This window comes from Streptomyces sp. NPDC037290 (assembly GCF_055603245.1).
The window spans coordinates 38,117-55,904 of record NZ_JBVJVZ010000010.1 but is presented as its reverse complement, the minus strand read 5'-3'; the positions used below and the strand labels follow the sequence as shown (position 1 = coordinate 55,904).

Below are 17,788 nucleotides of genomic sequence, written 5' to 3'. Positions count from 1 at the left end.
GGGGGAAAAGAAACCCGTAAGCGCCGAAGATTCCTCCTCCCCCCCCGCCCAGCCCAAAGCGGGACCGAGCACCCGCCCCCCCTTTCCCGGGAGAGGCGGCCGCTCAGCTCATCCACCGCTTCGTACGGGGGTTCCGATGCCCGAGTTGCCCGAGGTCGAGGTCGTCCGGCGCGGCCTCGCGCGCTGGGTCGCCCACCGCACCGTGGCCGAGGTCGAGGTGCTGCACCCGCGTGCCGTACGCCGGCACATCGCGGGCGCCGACGACTTCGCGCACCGCCTCAAGGGCCACCACATCGGCACCCCCAGCCGGCGCGGCAAGTACCTGTGGCTGCCGCTGGAGGAGACCAACCAGTCCGTCCTCGCCCACCTCGGCATGAGCGGTCAGCTGCTGGTGCAGCCGCACGAGGCGCCGGACGAGAAGCACCTGCGGATCCGGGTCCGGTTCGCCGACTCCCTCGGCACAGAGCTCCGCTTCGTGGACCAGCGCACCTTCGGCGGGCTGTCGCTGCACGACAACACCCCCGAGGGCCTGCCGGACGTCATCGCGCACATCGCCCGCGACCCCCTCGACGAACTGTTCGACGACGAGGCCTTCCACCAGGCGCTGCGCCGCAAGCGGACCACGATCAAGCGGGCCCTGCTGGACCAGTCGCTGATCAGCGGGGTCGGCAACATCTACGCGGACGAGGCGCTGTGGCGCGCCCGGATCCACTACGACCGTCCCACGGCGAACCTCACCCGCCCGGTCACGACGGCACTCCTCGGCCACGTCCGCGACGTGATGAACGCCGCCCTCGCCGTCGGCGGCACCAGCTTCGACAGCCTGTACGTCAACGTCAACGGTGAGTCGGGCTACTTCGACCGGTCCCTGGACGCCTACGGCCGCGAGGGCCTGCCCTGCAAGCGCTGCGGCACGCCGATGCGCCGCCGCCCCTGGATGAACCGCTCCAGCTACTTCTGCCCGAAGTGTCAGAGGCCGCCGCGCGTCTCGTCGTAACGCGTGCGCGCCGCCAGCACGTCGTCCATCGCGCCCTCCACGCAGTGGATGAGCGCCAGCAGGCGCTCGGCGACCTGGCGGCCGAGCGGGGTCAGTTCGTAGTCCACGCGCGGCGGGTTCGTCGGCTGCGCCTCGCGGTGCACCAGGCCGTCCCGCTCCAGTGCGTGCAGCGTCTGGGACAGCATCTTCTCGCTCACCCCGTCCACGCGGCGGCGCAGCTCGTTGAAGCGCAGCGAGCCCTCGTACAGCGCGCCGAGTGTCAGTCCGCCCCAGCGGCCCGTGACGTGCTCGAGCGTGCCGCGAGACGGGCAGGCCTTGGCGAAGACGTTGTAGGCCAGGTCGTCGTACACCTGGTCGTCCTGGTCCCGGGTGGTGGCGGTCATGGAGCAAAGGGTACGCGTGCGCAGCGCTAACCGCGAGGTTGCACTAACCAAGGGTTAGTGCTTTCCTGGAGTCACTGCTCTTGAGCTGCCCCGTCCGAGCCAGCCTTTTCAAGGAGTCTCTGTGACCACTCCTGTCGTTTCCATCGCCTACCACTCGGGCTTCGGCCACACCGCCGTCCTCGCCGAGGCCGTCCGCGCCGGGGCCGCCGACGCGGGTGCCGAGGTGCACCTGATCAAGGTCGACGAGATCACCGACGAGCAGTGGGAGACGCTGGACCGCTCCGACGCGATCGTCTTCGGCTCGCCCACCTACATGGGCACCGCCTCGGGTGCCTTCCACGTCTTCGCGGAGGCGACCTCCAAGCGGTGGTTCGGCCAGGACTGGAAGGACAAGCTGGCCGCCGGCTTCACCAACTCGGCCTCCAAGAGCGGGGACAAGCAGCACACCCTGCAGTTCTTCCAGACGCTCGCCGCCCAGCACGGCATGACCTGGGTCAACCTCGGCCTGCACCCCGGCTGGAACGCCAGCACCGCCTCCGAGAACGACCTCAACCGCCTCGGTTTCTTCGCCGGCGCCGCCGCCCAGACCAACAACGACGAGGGCCCCGAGGGCGTTCACAAGGCGGACATCGCCACCGCCGAGCACCTCGGCCGCCGGGTGACGGAGACGGCGAAGGTGTTCGCCCGCGGACAGGCCGCCGCATAGCCGAACGGCCCGGGACCGGCCGACGTCACGGCTGCGTCGGCCGGTCACCGGGGCGTGACCCGGGGCCCGCTCAGGCGGAGACGCCCGGCCGCGGACTGGCTGGCCCGATCCTCACCGCCCCGGCGGGGGACGCCCACGTGGCACGGCCCGCGGCTCCCTGGATGCGAACTGCGGGCGCGGAGGTCACTCAGGTCTATCAGTCTGATCAACGGGCTAACGGTGGCTGGGGTCAGCCACTCGCGGTCGCCATAATTGCTGTTCTTCTGTGCTGTGCAGGATGTGGGTGTTGCTACGCGCCCGACCGGCACGAACACCTCACCGATGGAGAGCCACAACTGTCGTGCGATGGCGTCCCGCCATGTGCTGATTCCTTGAGTGCTTTGCCCGTCGACAGCGATCGCGCGCAACCGCCCGGACACGGAGGGCGACGGCGCCGGGGCGGGTTCGGTCACGGCGCGGTGCCGGAGTGCGCCGCCATGTGAGCAGGTGGCGGCGGATCCCGATCAGTCAGGACTGCGTTCGAAGCACGCTGGCCCTGCACAGCTACAACCATCACCGCTGCCACACCGCACTCGGAGGCCAGCCGCCCATCACCCGCGTGAACAACCCTGCGGGTCAATACACCTAGCTGCGCCGCTTGAGGGCTTCGGCGATGACGGCCCAGTTGGCGGCGTCCTGTAGGAGCTGTCGATTGACTTCGTTCTGTTCTTGAAGTGTCTGGACGCAGCTTCGGAGCATGCGGAGGGCGTACTTGCGTTGTTCAGCGTTGACTTCAGTGGCCACCAGGGTGATCATCATCCACGTTCCTGTCCGAGCGCCGTGCGTGGCCAGCAATCAACCACATCCGAGTCAATCAGTATCTGCGGACAGTAAATCGTCCCGATCCGTAACTAGGTAGAGCGACAGCGTCGGCAATCCCGGTCACATACCGCAACGTTGTGCGCTTGTGAATATCCCTGGGGATCGAGGCTATGCCGCTCGCCCCCTTCCTTGCGCCTACTCCGTACCCCTCGCCACCACTCACCCCAGCTCCCATCCCGTACGCCGTCGACCCACACTCCGTGGAGCGGGCGTCATTCAGGGCGTCAAGCAGTGGGCGCGCGTCGGCGCAGCGCGGGCGGAGCGCAGCCGGGGCTCGATGAGGTAGAGAAATCCGTAACGGGCTCGGGGTCAGGAACGAGTTCCTTCGGCCTAGTAGTTCCATGACCGACCGGTGCCTCTGTACTCGGAGACAGGGATGGGGTCCACTCCTGGGCGCATGCGCGCGGTGTACAGGGCGCCTTCCGGGTGATCGATCTCGTGTGCGACGAGGCGTGCGACGCCATGGTCGAACATCGTGATGCGGCCCTCACCGTCCACGTCCTGGTGCTCGACCGTGATGCTCAGCGGTCGCGGTACCTTGCCCCGCACGTCGAAGAAGCTCCAGCACCCCTCGTACTGATCATCGCTCTCCGCAGACTCCTCGATGACTCGCGGGTTCAGGAGTGTGATCGTCTCTCCCTGTGGTGTGCGGACGATGGCGGCGGCCCGGTCGATCCCGATCTGAGGTGCCGCGCATCCCATGCCCTTACTGGACAGGTGAATCTTGGCGGCTCGCTCGGCGGCGGAGTTCCCCGGACGAACTGGCAGAGGTGCTTGAGCGCTTGAGTGAGGCGACGGCCAGTATCGACCGGCTAGCTCATCGCGTCGACGGTGTCGCCAGGACGCTGGACGCTGATCCTTCGCCAGCTCTTCCAACTGGGCCAGCCGACTCGCAAGGTCCTCAACAGTCGAGTCGAGTGCCTTGAGCTGCTTCGTGATCGCCAGATACTCGGGGGAGTGCTTTTCGTGCTGCGGTTCGAAATCCGTCCGCTCGCGGACGAAGCTGCCTCGGCCGGGGCTGGTGTAGATGAGTCCCTCTTAACGGAGGATCTCGTCACGCACCGACGGAACCTTGGCGCCGGGGGCCAGCGCCCGAAGAGATCTCACCCCGGAGTACATCAGCTACCTGCTACGAGGCGGGCCGTGGGTCGTCGGCTCGCCGACATGTCGCGCGGCGACTACCTCGACCCCGACGCTGGCAAGGTCACGTTCGAGCAGTACGCCACAGAGTGGATGGCCACGCAGATCACGGACCCCGCGATCCGTGAGTCCGTGGAGAGTCGTCTGCGGCTGCACGCGATCCCGTACCTGGGTACTCGGCCGTTGGCCTCGTTCACCCCGTCACACCTGAGGCTCTGGCTGCGGACCCTGGAGGACCGTGGGTTATCCGCCGGGTACCGGCGCGGCATCTACGCCCATGTCTCCACGGTCTTCACCGTGGCCGTCGAGGACCGGATCATCCGGACCAACCCGTGCAGCGCTCGGTCTGTGCGTGCTCCACGCCTGGAGCCCCGCAAGGTCAAGCCGTGGCCTGCCGAACGGATCATGGCCGTGCGCTCGGCGCTGCCGGACCGCTGACGTGGACTTCCTCGGGGGAGTGGTGCACGTCGTACGGCAGGTGAAGCTACTGCGGCTGTCCCGGCCGGTGTTCGCTTCGCCGAGGGTCGGCAAGGAGCGTGAGGTTCCTCTGCCTGAGTCCGTCGCCTTCGCGCTGGCCGGTCACCTCAAGGGTCACCCGGCCGCGAGGATCACGCTGCCGTGGAAGACCCTCGACGGTCCTCCCGTCACGGCGTCGCGGATCTTCACCGGCACCATGGGGTTACCGCTGGATCGGAACCGCTTCAACGACCGCGTCTGGCGGCCGGCACTTCGAGCCGCGGGTGCCGAGACCGGGCGGGACAACGGCATGCGCGCGCTACGCCACTTCTATGCCTCGGTGCTGCTGGACGCGGGGGAGAGCATCAAGGCTCTGAGCGAGTACCTGGGCCACCATGACCCCGGCTTCACGCTGCGGACGTACACCCACCTGATGCCGTCGAGCGGGACCCGGACCCGGGCCGCCGTGGATCGCGTCTTCGCGGACGAGGAACCCACGATTGACGGCCCGGACACGGCCCAGGAGGGTGCTTAGCCGCCTGACCTGCGGCTATCTCAGTATCCGAAGTCCTGCGTCCACCAAGGCCCGCCCGGGCCGAAGTGGACGCCGACTCCGAGGGTCTTGAAGTCGCAGTTCAGGATGTTGGCGCGGTGGCCGGGGCTGTTCATCCAGGCCTGCATCACGGCCGCCGCGTCGGCCTGGCCGCGGGCGATGTTCTCGCCGCCGAGGTCGGTGATGCCGGCCACCGCGGCCCGGTCCCAGGGCGACTTGCCGTTGGGGTCGGTGTGGTCGAAGAAGTCCCGCGCGGCCATGTCGTCGCTGAACGTCTCGGCCAGCCTGGTCAGCGCGGAGTTCGCCGCCAGCGGGCTGCACCCGACCTTCGCCCGCTCCTGGTTGACCAGCTTGAGCACCTCCGCCTCGGCGGCGTACCGCGCCGACACCGTCTCCGGCGCGGACGTCGCCGCCGGCGCCTTGGGTGCCTTGGGGGTCTTCGTCGCCGTACGTGTCGGGCTGCTCGTGCTGCCAGGCTTCGACGGCGTGGCCGTCGGCGCCGGCTTCTCGGACGGCGTCCTGGACGGGCTGGGCGTGGGGGAGGCCGATGCCGACGCCGACGCGGGGGCGGACGGGCTCGGAGACTGCGGGCGCGTGGTGTTCCGGCTGGTGCCGGCGCCGGCCGCCCGGCTGTCGGCGCTGCCCGAGGTGCCGCCCTGCTCGGCGGCCGTGTTGCTCGGCGTGGCCACCGCCTGCACCCGCTCGCCGCCGGTGGCGTGCGTGGCGCCGCCCAGCTTGTAGTTCTGCAGACCCGGCACCACACCCGTGGCCACCGCGGCCGTACCGAGCGCGACGGCCGCGGACACTCCCAGCAGGCCGGCCCGCACCGGCTTCCCGGCCTTCTTCCGGTGCCGGTCGTCGGGGGAGGGGCCGCCGGCCGGGGGGAAGCCGCCGCCGGCGGAGCCGCCCGGCGCACCCTCGCCGTCCGCCGCGAACAGATAGGCGTGGGCCTTGGCGGTCGCGTCCGCGTAGGCCTCCGGGTTCAGGTACGGTGCGATGCCCCTGGGCACCTCGCCCGCGTAGGAGTTCCGCGAGCCGTCGCCTCCGCTGCCGGAGCGCTGCGGGCGTATGCCCCCTGTGGCGCGGCTCGTGGCGGCGCGGCCGGCGGCGATGCGTCGGTGGCGTCCCATGTCCTTGCCCTCTTCCTCGTCCTCGCGGTCGACCGGCGCCTGCGTGGCGAGTGACTCCCTCTGGCCAACCCGACTCACTCGATCGAGTGAGTTTCATATGAGATGCATTGGCTCGGGACGGTACCCCATGCCGCCGAGGGGCGACGTGTCCTGACCGACATCGGCCGGTTAGGTTGCATCCATGAGCGAAGAAGTACGACTGGTCGCCTGGGTGCGCGGAAGCGTGCAGGGTGTGGGTTTCCGCTGGTTCACGCGTGCCAAGGCGCTGGAGATCGGCGGCCTGAGTGGTTTTGCTCTCAATTTGGCGGACGGCCGCGTCCAGGTGGTCGCGGAGGGGGCCCGGGAGGGCTGCGAGGGGCTCCTGGGCTGGCTCCAGGGCGACGACACGCCCGGGCGAGTGGACGGAGTCACCGAGATCTGGGACACACCCCGCGGCGGCTACGACGGCTTCGCCATCCGCTGACCCGGTGCCGCACGGGCGTCCCGCCGGCGCGCGGCAAACTGCCGCAAGCGCCTGCTCAGAGCGGAAACGGCCTGGTGGTTGCCAAGAACGGCCCGGCATGGCAGGCTCCGCTGGTACAGCTGATCGTCACGCCCTGAGGGCCCCGGATGAGTCGCAGCGCCGCCGCTTTTCCGGCCGCGCGCCCGGGTTGCCCACCAATACAGGGCGTGATCGTGTTGACCGTCAAACTTTTTGGTGAGACGCTGAAAGCCCCGCGCACCTTAGCTGTTTGGCATGGAGCAACAGCAGAGCAACACCCGGATGTGCCAAGCACCGCGGGTGCGAATCCCTCACGACCCACACCGCATCGGTCGGTCACTCAGTGTGGAGGACCATCCATCATGGCAAAGGCGCTTCTCGGTTACGTCGGCGGCTCCGACCCTCGACTCCTCGCCGAGATGCGACGGCTGCAGCAGCGAGTCCAGGACCTGGAGTCCGAGCTCGGACGGATCCAGGCGGAGAACGAAGCGCTGACGGCTGCCGCCTCTCAGGACAGGATCATGGAGAGCATCGACGCACACCAGGCGGAGCCTGCGCTCACCTGATCACTGCCTCAGCTCCACAACAGCAGTCGCAATGGTCGAGGCTGCCGTATCAACCGCTCAGTTGATCAGGCGACCGGAACCCGGTCGTCAGAGTTGCAAGGGACGCTTCGGCGTCCCTTCTTTCTTGCCCCACGCATCCTTTCACCGTCTTTAACGTACGGTGTGCCCTGCATGTTCAACGGTGAAACCGCGCGGTTGCGAGGGTTCATGGAGTGAGATAGCGGCGCCCGGTAGAGTCCAGCGGCGTGCACCTCAAGGCCCTGACCCTCCGCGGGTTCAAGTCGTTCGCCTCGGCGACCACGCTCCGGTTCGAACCGGGCATCACGTGTGTCGTCGGCCCGAACGGCTCGGGCAAGTCCAACGTCGTGGACGCGCTCAGCTGGGTCATGGGCGAGCAGGGCGCCAAGTCGCTGCGCGGCGGCAAGATGGAGGACGTCATCTTCGCCGGCACCACCGGCCGTCCGCCGCTGGGCCGCGCCGAGGTGTCCCTGACCATCGACAACTCCGACGGCGCCCTGCCCATCGAGTACGCCGAGGTCACCATCACGCGGATCATGTTCCGCAACGGCGGCAGCGAGTACCAGATCAACGGCGACACCTGCCGCCTCCTGGACATCCAGGAACTCCTCTCGGACTCCGGCATCGGCCGGGAGATGCACGTCATCGTGGGCCAGGGCCAGCTCGACTCCGTCCTGCACGCCGATCCGACGGGCCGCCGCGCCTTCATCGAGGAGGCGGCCGGCGTCCTCAAGCACCGCAAGCGCAAGGAGAAGGCGCTGCGCAAGCTGGACGCGATGCAGGCCAACCTCGCGCGCGTGCAGGACCTCACGGACGAACTGCGCCGCCAGCTGAAGCCGCTGGGCCGCCAGGCGGCGGTGGCGAGACGGGCCGCCGTGATCCAGGCGGATCTGCGCGACGCACGCCTGCGGCTGCTGGCCGACGACCTGGTACGCCTGCGCGTGGCACTCAAGGCCGAGATCGCGGACGAGGCGGCCCTCAAGGAGCGCAAGGAGGCGGCCGAGCAGGAACTCAGGAAGGCCCTGCACCGCGAGGGCCTCCTGGAGGACGAGGTACGGCAGCTCACCCCCCGCCTGCAGCGCGCCCAGCAGACCTGGTACGAGCTGTCCCAGCTGGCCGAGCGGGTCCGCGGCACGGTCTCCCTCGCCGACGCCCGCGTGAAGAGCGCCACCTCCGCGCCCCCCGACGAACGCCGCGGCCGCGACCCCGAGGACCTGGAGCGGGAGGCCGCCCGCATCCGTGAGCAGGAGGCCGAGCTGGAGGCGGCCCTGGAGGCGGCCCAGCGCGCCCTCGACGACACCGTGTCCCACCGCGCCGACCTGGAGCGGGAGCTGGCCGTCGAGGAACGCCGTCTGAAGGACGTGGCCCGCGCCATCGCCGACCGCCGCGAGGGCCTGGCTCGCCTGTCCGGCCAGGTCAACGCCGCGCGCTCCCGAGCGGCCTCGGCCCAGGCCGAGATCGACCGCCTGGCCACGGCCCGCGACGAGGCGCAGGAACGTGCCGTGCGGGCCCAGGAGGAGTACGAGGCGCTCAAGGCGGAGGTCGACGGCCTCGACGCGGACGACGCGGACCTGGCCGAGCAGCACGAGGCGGCGAAACGGCGGCTGGCGGGAGCGGAAGCGGCCCTGAGCACGGCCCGCGAGGCGGCGACCGCGGCCGAACGCGCCCGCGCCGCGACCCAGGCCCGCCACGAGGCGCTGGCGCTGGGCCTGAGGAGGAAGGACGGCACCGGCATACTCCTGGGGGACCGCGACCGGCTCACCGGAGTCCTCGGACCGGCGGCAGAACTGCTGACGGTCACCCCCGGCTACGAGGTTCCGCTGGCGGCCGCCTTCGGCGCGGCGGCGGACGCGATCGCCGTGTCGACCACGGCGGCGGCAGCCGAGGCGATCCGCCTCCTGCGCAAGCAGGACGGCGGCCGGGCGGCACTGCTGCTGGCAGGAGCGACGGAGCCGACGCCGCAGGACGCGTCCCCAGGGGGCGCGGAGCAGCACCGGCATGCGGCTTCGCCGGCGGGCGCGACCAGCCACGACGTATCCGCGGACGGCGGACCGCCCGCCACCGCCCTGCCCACCTCGCGCCACGCCGCCGACCTGGTTCGCGGCCCTGCCGAGCTGATGCCCGCCGTCCGCCGCCTCCTGCGGGGAATCGTCGTCGTGGACACCCTCGACGACGCCGAAGACCTCGTCCACGCGCACCCGGAACTCACCGCCGTCACCGCGGAAGGCGACCTCCTGGGCGCCCACTTCGCACACGGCGGATCCGCCGGGGCCCCCAGCCTGCTGGAGGTGCAGGCCTCCGTCGACGAGGCCGCCGCCGAGCTGGCCGAGCTGGCGGTGCGGTGCGAGGAGCTGGCCCGGGAGCAGCGGACGGCAGCTGAACGGCGAACCGAGGCCGCCGCCCTCGTGGAGGAGATCGGAGAGCGCCGCCGGGCCGCCGACCGGGAGAAGTCGGCCGTGGCCCAGCAGCTGGGGCGGCTCGCCGGACAGGCGCGGGGGGCGGCGGGCGAGGCCGAACGGTCCGCCGCGGCCGCCGCACGTGCGCAGGAGGCGCTGGAGAAGGCCGTACAGGAGGCCGAGGAACTGGCCGAGCGCCTGGCCGTCGCCGAGGAGATGCCGGTCGAGGAGGAACCCGACACCTCCGTGCGGGACCGGCTGGCCGCCGACGGTGCCAACGCCCGGCAGACCGAGATGGAGGCCCGGCTCCAGGTCCGTACCCACGAGGAACGCGTCAAGGGGCTCGCCGGACGGGCCGACTCGCTCGACCGGGCCGCCCGCGCGGAACGCGAGGCACGCGCGCGTGCCGAGCAGCGCCGCGCCCGGCTGCGGCACGAGGCGGCGGTCGCCGAGGCCGTCGCCTCCGGCGCCCGGCAGCTGCTCGCGCACATCGAGGTGTCCCTGGCCCGGGCCGAACGGGAACGCACCGCAGCCGAGGCCGCCAAGGCCCGGCGCGAGCAGGAGCTGACCGCTGCCCGCACCGCCGGACGGGAACTCAAGGCCGAGCTGGACAAGTTGACCGATTCGGTGCACCGCGGCGAGGTACTCGGCGCCGAGAAGCGGCTGCGCATCGAGCAGCTGGAGTCCAAGGCGCTGGAGGAGCTGGGTGTCGAGCCTGCGGGACTGGTCGCGGAGTACGGTCCGCACCAGCCCGTGCCGCCCTCGCCCCCCGCCGAGGGCGAGGTACTCCCGGACGACCCCGAGCACCCGCGCAACCAGCCCAAGGCATTCCACCGCGCCGAGCAGGAGCGGCGGCTCAAGGCCGCCGAGCGGGCGTACCAGCAGCTGGGCAAGGTCAACCCGCTGGCGCTGGAGGAGTTCGCGGCGCTGGAGGAGCGGCACAAGTTCCTCAGCGAGCAGCTGGAGGACCTGAAGAAGACCCGCGCCGATCTGCTGCAGGTGGTGAAGGAGGTCGACGAGCGCGTCGAGCAGGTCTTCACCGAGGCCTACCGCGACACCGCCCGGGAGTTCGAGGGTGTCTTCAGCCGGCTGTTCCCGGGTGGTGAGGGACGGCTCGTCCTGACCGACCCCGGCAACATGCTCACCACGGGCGTGGACGTCGAGGCGCGTCCGCCGGGCAAGAAGGTCAAGCGGCTTTCCCTGCTCTCCGGCGGCGAGCGTTCGCTGACGGCCGTCGCGCTGCTGGTGTCGATCTTCAAGGCCCGGCCGAGCCCGTTCTACGTCATGGACGAGGTCGAGGCGGCGCTGGACGACACCAACCTCCAGCGGCTGATCCGGATCATGCAGGAGCTGCAGGAGGCCTCGCAGCTGATCGTGATCACGCACCAGAAGCGCACGATGGAGGTCGCCGACGCGCTCTACGGCGTGTCCATGCAGGGCGACGGCGTATCGAAGGTCATCTCGCAGCGCCTTCGTTAGCGCAGGCATTCAAGATCAACTGACTCTGTGTTCAAGAAGTGAACATGGAGCAACTGCGCCTATCGAAAAACTCACAGCGTTTGAAGTATTGACTTCGAAACTTGAAGGCATAGTCTCTGCAACGTTGCTTTTACCTTCAGGTCTCACCTGGAAGGGCTCACCCCCACCCGGCAGCGTTGCCGGGGCCCGAGGAGATATCCGTGACCAGCACAACGCAGGCACCTCAGCCAGGAGCCAGGACGGCTCACCCCGAACATCTCGGGCACGTCATCTTCATCGCGGCGGCTGCCGCGATGGGCGGCTTCCTCTTCGGCTATGACAGCTCCGTGATCAACGGCGCGGTCGAGGCCATCCGCGGCAAGTACGACATCGGCTCCGCGGCCCTCGCCCAGGTGATCGCGGTCGCGCTGATCGGCTGTGCGATCGGTGCCGCGACCGCCGGCAGGATAGCCGACCGGATCGGCCGTATACGGGTCATGCAGATCGCGGCGGCGCTCTTCGTCGTCAGCGCCGTGGGCTCCGCGCTTCCCTTCTCCCTGTGGGACTTCGCCTTCTGGCGCATCGTCGGCGGCTTCGCCATCGGCATGGCCTCGGTCATCGGCCCCGCCTACATCGCCGAGGTCGCCCCGCCCGCCTACCGCGGCCGGCTCGGCTCCTTCCAGCAGGCCGCGATCGTGGTCGGCATCGCCATCTCCCAGCTGGTCAACTGGGGTCTGCTCAACGCCGCCGGCGGCAACCAGCGCGGCCACCTGATGGGCCTGGAGGCCTGGCAGGTCATGCTCGGCGTGATGGTCATCCCCGCCGTCCTCTACGGCCTGCTCTCCTTCGCGATCCCCGAGTCCCCCCGCTTCCTGCTCTCCGTCGGCAAGCGTGAGCGCGCCAAGGAGATCCTCGCCGAGGTCGAGGGCGACATCGACCTGGACGCGCGCGTCGCCGAGATCGAGCACGCGATGAAGAGCGAGCACAAGTCCAGCTTCAAGGACCTGCTCGGCGGCGGCTTCTTCTTCAAGCCGATCGTCTGGATCGGTATCGGCCTGTCGGTCTTCCAGCAGTTCGTCGGCATCAACGTCGCGTTCTACTACTCCTCCACCCTCTGGCAGTCGGTGGGCGTCGACCCGACGGACTCGTTCTTCTACTCCTTCACGACGTCGATCATCAACATCGTCGGCACCGTGATCGCGATGATCTTCGTGGACCGCATCGGCCGCAAGCCGCTCGCCCTCATCGGCTCGGTCGGCATGGCTCTCGGCCTCGCCCTGGAGGCCTGGGCGTTCTCCTCGCACCTGGTCGACGGCAGGCTGCCGGCCACCCAGGGCTGGGTCGCCCTGATCGCCGCCCACGTGTTCGTCCTCTTCTTCGCCCTGTCCTGGGGCGTGGTCGTCTGGGTCATGCTCGGCGAGATGTTCCCGAACAGGATCCGCGCCGCCGCCCTGGGCGTGGCCGCCGCCGCGCAGTGGATCGCCAACTGGGCCATCACCGCGAGCTTCCCGTCGCTGGCCGACTGGAACCTCTCCGGCACCTACGTGATCTACACCGTCTTCGCCGCGCTCTCCATCCCGTTCGTCCTGAAGTTCGTCAAGGAGACGAAGGGCAAGGCGCTGGAGGAGATGGGCTGACACGGACAGCCCCCGAGACCGAGGAGACGGGGCCCAAGACCCCGCTGCCCCTCTCCTCGCACCACCCGCCGCCCCCGCTCCGGCCACTGCCCGGACCGGGGGCGGCGGTGTCGTACGGCTCTCCTACGCCGCCCGGTCCTCCAGCGCCGGGAGCACCCGCTCCGCGAACAGCCTGAGGCTGCGCCACCCCTCCTCCACCGGCATCCCGCCCACCAGCGGATGCAGGACGAGGCTGTCCAGCCCCTGCGCGACGCACTGCTCGGGCGTGAGGACGCGGTACACGCCCTCCGCGCGCAGGTCCTCCACCGTGGTGGCCGCAGACCTCACCGCCGAGCGGATCTGCGCCGACTGCCAGGAGGCGTAGGTCCGTGCCTCGTGCAGGAAGTGCTCGCCGTAGTGCGCCCAGGCCCGGTCCGGGTCCTTAGCGAGGTGCAGCAGGGGGGTCTCGGCCGCGGGCATCATGACCCAGCCCTCGGTGCCGTACTCGGTGAGCTTCTCCTTGTAGTAGGACTCCAGCTCCGGCAGATGCGCGCTCGGGAAGAAGGGGAGGCCGAGGCGGGCGGCCCGGCGGGCGGCGGCCTTCGAGGAACCTCCGACCAGGAGCAGGGGGTGCGGGTCGGTGTACGGGCGCGGGGTGAGCCGCACCGTACGGCCCCGGTACGCGAACTCCTCGCCGGTCCACGCCTTCAGCAGCGTCTCCAGCAGCTCGTCCTGGAGCCGGCCCCGACGCTTCCAGTCGACGTCGAACAGGGCGTACTCCTCGGGCCGGTAGCCGATGCCGGCCACCGTCACCAGCCGCCCGCCGCTCAGCAGGTCCAGTACGGCGATCTCCTCGGCCAGCCGCAGCGGGTCGTGCAGCGGGCCGATCACCGCAGACACGGTCACCGCGATCCGCCGGGTCGCCCCGAACACCGCTCCCGCGAAGGCGAACGGCGACGGCAGCCAGTTGTTCCGCGCGCCGTGGTGCTCCTCCGTCTGCACGGTGGCGATGCCGTGTTCATCGGCGTACGCGGCCATCTCCAGGGCGGCCCGGTAGCGGGCCGAGAGGGCGGCGGGGGCGGCCCCGGGCGCGACGAGGTTGAAACGGACGACCGTGACGGGCATGGGAAGTCCCCCTCCGGTGCGATGCGGTGGAGGGGGACGGTAGCTGACGGAGCGTCAGACGGCCAGAGTCTCGGGCTCCTCGGCGGTCTCGGCGGCCCCGGCCGCGGTCGTCACGGCCGGCTTCGGCAGGACCGTGTACAGCAGGCCCGAGATCACGATCGTGGCGACCCAGCCGAGGCCGTACTCGCCGATGACGTTGTTCTTCGCGAGCGGACCCGTGAACCAGTCCGAGGTGGTGAACATCAGGCCCGCCAGCAGGCCCACCGCCCAGGCGGCCACGGCCGCGGGGGAGAAGCCGCCCCGGTACCAGTAGGCGCTGGTGCGGGTGGTGTCGGTCATCGCCTCGCCGTCGTACTCGGTGCGGCGCAGCATGTCCGCGCCGAACACGCCCACCCAGGCCGAGAAGGCGACCGCCAGCAGGGACAGGAAGGCGATGAACGAGCCCATGAAGCTCGTCGCCACCAGCATCAGCACACCGCCGAAGACCAGCGAGATCACCGCGTTCACCGAGACCGCCCAGTGCCGCGGCACCTTGAAGCCGAGGGTCTGCGCCGTGAAGCCCGCCGAGTACATCGACATCGAGTTGATCAGCAGCATGCCGATCAGTGCGATGAACAGGTACGGCACCGCGATCCACGTCGGCAGGATCTCGCCGAGGAAGGACACCGGGTCGGTCGCCGAGGCCAGGTCCGGCGTGGAGACCGCCATCACCGCGCCCATCAGGACCATGGGCAGGACGACGATGCCGGCGCCGCCGACCGCCGTGCCGACGATCGCCTTCGAGGACGCCGTACGCGGCAGGTAGCGGGTGAAGTCCGGCGCCGTCGGGATCCAGCTGACGCCGCCCGCGGCGATCATGCCGACGCCGGTGATCACCGCGGCCGTGGAGCCGCCGCCGTGGTGCAGAACCTTCGACCAGTCCGTATTCGCGACCAGGTAGACCAGGACCAGCACCGAGAAGACGCCGAACAGATAGGTCGCGTACTTGTTGCACCTCTGGACGGCGTTGATGCCGAGCCCGGAGATCGCGAAGGTCGCGACGACGAACACCAGCAGCATCACCATGTCCAGCACGCTGTTCGCCTTCAGGTCGAACAGGATGTCCACGATGGTGAGCATCGCGTAGGCGCCGGTCACCGCGTTGATCGTCTCCCAGCCCCAGCGGGCGACCCAGATCAGCGAGCCGGGCAGCAGGTTGCCGCGCTGCCCGAAGACCGCGCGCGACAGCGCCATGCCCGGCGCACCGCCCCGCTTGCCGGCGATGCCGATCAGCCCGACCAGGCCGTACGACACGACCGGCGCGGCCACCGCCACGACGAGCGCCTGCCAGATGTCCAGGTGGTACGCCACGACCAGGCTCGCGCCCATGGTCAGCAGCAGCACGCTGATGTTGGCGCCGACCCAGGTGGGGAACAGCTCGCGGGTCTTCCCGGTGCGTTCGTGATCCGGGACCTGCTCGATGCCACGGGTCTCGAGAGCGCCCTCGGTCTCGACGGTTTTGCTCATGAAAAAGGGGCCAGACGTGGGGGGACAGGGACGATCGGACTCTACGCGCGTCAACAGAGCCGCCACCATCGTACTTTGCTCCGACTCCTCGCTTTAAGTGGTGTTTGTCTCTCGGAGGAAGCCACAAACAGCCTCTCCCCGTACCCCATGGCTGATACTGGACGAGTTATGGAAACCGTCATCCTTGCTGTAGTCATCGCCGTGGTCGTGCTCGGCGCGCTCGGCGGGCTGATCGTGGGCAGCCGGCGCCGGAAGCCGCTGCCCCCGCCGCCCCCGAAGACGCCCGACATCACCGCGCCCCCGGCCGAGCCGCACGTCGGCGACGAGGCCGAGACACCGCGCGACGAACCGCGCCGGACGATCGAGGAGGTGGATCTCCCCGGCGGCCCCGCGGTCGTCGTCGAGGAGCCGCCCAGTGGCCCCGCCCTCGAGGTCCCCGAGCTCGAGATCCCGGAGCCCACCGCGGGCCGGCTGGTCCGGCTGCGCGCCCGCCTGTCCCGCTCCCAGAACGCCCTCGGCAAGGGCCTGCTCACGCTGCTCTCGCGCGAGCACCTGGACGACGAGACCTGGGAGGAGATCGAGGACACGCTGCTCACCGCCGACGTCGGCGTGCAGCCCACCCAGGAACTGGTCGAAGGGCTGCGCGAGCGCGTGAAGGTGCTCGGCACCCGCACCCCCGAGGAGCTGCGCGGCCTGCTGCGCGAGGAGCTGCTCAAGCTGGTCGGCACCGACGTCGACCGCACGGTGAAGACCGAGCCGGAGGACCGCAAGCCCGGCATCGTGATGGTCGTCGGCGTCAACGGCACCGGCAAGACCACCACCACCGGCAAGCTCGCGCGTGTACTCGTGGCCGACGGCCGCACCGTCGTGCTCGGCGCCGCCGACACCTTCCGCGCCGCCGCCGCCGACCAGCTGCAGACCTGGGGCGAGCGGGTCGGCGCCTACACCGTGCGCGGACCCGAGGCCGGCGACCCCGCCTCCGTCGCCTTCGACGCGGTCAAGGAGGGCAAGGAGATGGGGGTCGACGTCGTCCTCATCGACACCGCCGGCCGGCTCCACACGAAGACCGGGCTCATGGACGAGCTCGGGAAGGTCAAGCGGGTCGTGGAGAAGCACGCGCCGCTGGACGAGGTGCTGCTGGTCCTGGACGCCACCACCGGGCAGAACGGCCTGGTCCAGGCCCGCGTGTTCGCCGAGGTCGTGGACATCACCGGCATCGTGCTGACCAAGCTGGACGGTACGGCCAAGGGCGGCATCGTCGTCGCGGTCCAGCGCGAGCTGGGTGTGCCGGTCAAGCTGGTCGGACTCGGCGAGGGCGCGGACGATCTCGCGCCGTTCGAGCCGGAGGCGTTCGTGGACGCGCTGATCGGCGACTAGGCCCTGTCCGGCGGATCAGGCCGGCTCCGGGCGACGGCGCCGTGTCGGTGCGGGCGAGCGGGGCAGGGTGCGTCCAGCTGCAAGGCGGAGGAGGGCGTCGACGCGGAGCGTCGGGGCCGACGACAACGCCGCAGACGGGCGCACCCTGCCCCGCGACTCCGGCATGATCCGCCGGTGACAGGCCCCAGGGGCCACGTCCCCCCCTCGCAGTTGCTCGCGAGAAGCGCCCGTCCCGAGGTGCAGTCGGAACGGGCGCTTCGCCGTGCCGGCGAGGGCTACCCCCGCGCCCGCGACCTGTGCGCCACGTACGCCAGTGTCCCCAGCAGCAGCCGCGCCGCCGGAGGCCTGGTCGCCGAGTCGAGTGCGGGCGGGCGCAGCCAGCGCACCGGGCCCAGCCCGCCCTGGTCGGAGGGCGGCGCCGTGATGTACGTGCCGGGGCCGAGGCCGCGCAGGTCCAGGGCCGTGGGGTCGTCCCAGCCCATGCGGTAGAGCAGCCGGGGGAGCTCGGCGGCGGCGCCGGGCGCGACGAAGAAGTGGGCGCGGCCGTCCGGGGTCGCGGTCACCGGCCCGAGCGGGAGGCCCATCCGCTCCAGGCGGACCAGGGCGCGCCGGCCGGCGGCCTCGGAGACCTCGACCGTGTCGAACGCCCGGCCCACCGGCAGCATCACCGCGGCGCCCGGGAACTCGGACCAGGCCTTGCTCACCTCGTCCAGTGTGGCCCCGGCCGGCACCTGGGGTGCGAAGCCGAGCGGGTGCGCGCCCGGCGCCGTACAGTCGGCGCGTCCGCACGAGCAGACCCCCGCCGCGGCCCGCGCGCCCGGCACCACGTCCCAGCCCCACAGGCCGGTGAACTCGGCGACGGTGGTGCACTCCGACGGACGGCCGCGCCGGCGCGTGCCGGAACGGATCTCGCGAATGCCGCCGATCGTGAAGCCCATGCCCCCTCCAACGGGTCCGGCGCGCCGGTGGTTACGACACGGAACGGGACGGAAGCGGAACGTAACGCTACGGCTCCGCCT

General features: G+C 70.5%; 16 protein-coding genes. 9 read left to right on the top strand and 7 right to left on the bottom strand.

Annotation, left to right across the window (positions count from 1 at the left end; all coding sequences use genetic code 11):
• Window positions 1-136: 136 nt before the first annotated feature.
• Complete coding sequence (gene mutM / locus ACZ7HQ_RS29750) at window positions 137-997, top strand: bifunctional DNA-formamidopyrimidine glycosylase/DNA-(apurinic or apyrimidinic site) lyase (RefSeq protein WP_470996304.1); 861 nt, start codon at window positions 137-139, stop codon at window positions 995-997.
• On the opposite strand, the gene ACZ7HQ_RS29745 is transcribed toward mutM, so the two are convergent.
• The gene (locus tag ACZ7HQ_RS29745; RefSeq protein ID WP_470996302.1) at window positions 970-1,380 is read right to left on the bottom strand and encodes a winged helix-turn-helix transcriptional regulator; all 411 of its coding nucleotides are present in this window, start codon (window positions 1,378-1,380) and stop codon (window positions 970-972) included. The genes mutM and ACZ7HQ_RS29745 overlap by 28 nt on opposite strands.
• A 121-nt stretch (window positions 1,381-1,501) precedes the next feature.
• On the opposite strand from ACZ7HQ_RS29745, the gene ACZ7HQ_RS29740 reads away from it, so the two are divergent.
• Complete coding sequence (locus ACZ7HQ_RS29740; protein ID WP_470996299.1) at window positions 1,502-2,086, top strand: flavodoxin family protein; 585 nt, start codon at window positions 1,502-1,504, stop codon at window positions 2,084-2,086.
• 624 nt (window positions 2,087-2,710) lie between these two features.
• On the opposite strand, the gene ACZ7HQ_RS29735 is transcribed toward ACZ7HQ_RS29740, so the two are convergent.
• Window positions 2,711-2,884: a hypothetical protein gene (locus tag ACZ7HQ_RS29735; RefSeq protein ID WP_470996296.1), complete on the bottom strand. Its 174-nt coding sequence runs from the start codon at window positions 2,882-2,884 to the stop codon at window positions 2,711-2,713.
• Between the two features lie 393 nt (window positions 2,885-3,277).
• Window positions 3,278-3,823 carry a peptide deformylase gene (locus tag ACZ7HQ_RS29730; RefSeq protein WP_470996293.1) on the bottom strand — a complete coding sequence of 182 codons (546 nt, stop codon included), beginning with the start codon at window positions 3,821-3,823 and terminating at the stop codon, window positions 3,278-3,280.
• Between the two features lie 267 nt (window positions 3,824-4,090).
• Between ACZ7HQ_RS29730 and ACZ7HQ_RS29725 the strand changes: the two genes are divergently transcribed.
• Both ACZ7HQ_RS29725 and ACZ7HQ_RS29720 read left to right on the top strand, forming a co-directional pair.
• Window positions 4,091-4,525, top strand: coding sequence for a phage integrase central domain-containing protein (locus ACZ7HQ_RS29725; protein ID WP_470996290.1), 435 nt, complete (start codon window positions 4,091-4,093; stop codon window positions 4,523-4,525).
• Between the two features lies 1 nt (window position 4,526).
• Window positions 4,527-5,078: a tyrosine-type recombinase/integrase gene (locus ACZ7HQ_RS29720; protein WP_470996287.1), complete on the top strand. Its 552-nt coding sequence runs from the start codon at window positions 4,527-4,529 to the stop codon at window positions 5,076-5,078.
• A gap of 20 nt (window positions 5,079-5,098) precedes the next feature.
• On the opposite strand, the gene ACZ7HQ_RS29715 is transcribed toward ACZ7HQ_RS29720, so the two are convergent.
• Window positions 5,099-6,226 (bottom strand): CAP domain-containing protein, encoded by a 1,128-nt coding sequence (locus ACZ7HQ_RS29715; RefSeq protein ID WP_470996972.1) that lies wholly within the window; start codon window positions 6,224-6,226, stop codon window positions 5,099-5,101.
• A gap of 181 nt (window positions 6,227-6,407) precedes the next feature.
• Between ACZ7HQ_RS29715 and ACZ7HQ_RS29710 the strand changes: the two genes are divergently transcribed.
• From ACZ7HQ_RS29710 to ACZ7HQ_RS29695, 4 genes are all read left to right on the top strand, one after another.
• The gene (locus ACZ7HQ_RS29710; RefSeq protein ID WP_470996284.1) at window positions 6,408-6,689 is read left to right on the top strand and encodes an acylphosphatase; all 282 of its coding nucleotides are present in this window, start codon (window positions 6,408-6,410) and stop codon (window positions 6,687-6,689) included.
• Window positions 6,690-7,069: 380 nt separating this feature from the next.
• Window positions 7,070-7,273, top strand: coding sequence for a hypothetical protein (locus ACZ7HQ_RS29705; protein WP_030346494.1), 204 nt, complete (start codon window positions 7,070-7,072; stop codon window positions 7,271-7,273).
• 245 nt (window positions 7,274-7,518) lie between these two features.
• The gene (gene smc / locus ACZ7HQ_RS29700) at window positions 7,519-11,166 is read left to right on the top strand and encodes a chromosome segregation protein SMC (protein ID WP_470996282.1); all 3,648 of its coding nucleotides are present in this window, start codon (window positions 7,519-7,521) and stop codon (window positions 11,164-11,166) included.
• 200 nt (window positions 11,167-11,366) lie between these two features.
• Complete coding sequence (locus ACZ7HQ_RS29695) at window positions 11,367-12,782, top strand: sugar porter family MFS transporter (protein ID WP_470996280.1); 1,416 nt, start codon at window positions 11,367-11,369, stop codon at window positions 12,780-12,782.
• 123 nt (window positions 12,783-12,905) lie between these two features.
• Here the strand turns inward: ACZ7HQ_RS29695 and ACZ7HQ_RS29690 are convergent, their stop codons facing one another.
• Entirely contained in the window at window positions 12,906-13,886 is a 981-nt protein-coding gene (locus ACZ7HQ_RS29690) for an LLM class flavin-dependent oxidoreductase (RefSeq protein WP_470996277.1), read from the bottom strand.
• A 54-nt stretch (window positions 13,887-13,940) separates the two neighbouring features.
• Complete coding sequence (locus ACZ7HQ_RS29685; RefSeq protein ID WP_470996274.1) at window positions 13,941-15,392, bottom strand: cytosine permease; 1,452 nt, start codon at window positions 15,390-15,392, stop codon at window positions 13,941-13,943.
• Between the two features lie 168 nt (window positions 15,393-15,560).
• Between ACZ7HQ_RS29685 and ftsY the strand changes: the two genes are divergently transcribed.
• Window positions 15,561-16,769: a signal recognition particle-docking protein FtsY gene (gene ftsY, locus ACZ7HQ_RS29680; protein ID WP_470996271.1), complete on the top strand. Its 1,209-nt coding sequence runs from the start codon at window positions 15,561-15,563 to the stop codon at window positions 16,767-16,769.
• A 275-nt stretch (window positions 16,770-17,044) separates the two neighbouring features.
• On the opposite strand, the gene ACZ7HQ_RS29675 is transcribed toward ftsY, so the two are convergent.
• Window positions 17,045-17,707 (bottom strand): bifunctional DNA primase/polymerase, encoded by a 663-nt coding sequence (locus tag ACZ7HQ_RS29675; RefSeq protein WP_470996268.1) that lies wholly within the window; start codon window positions 17,705-17,707, stop codon window positions 17,045-17,047.
• Window positions 17,708-17,788: the final 81 nt, after the last annotated feature.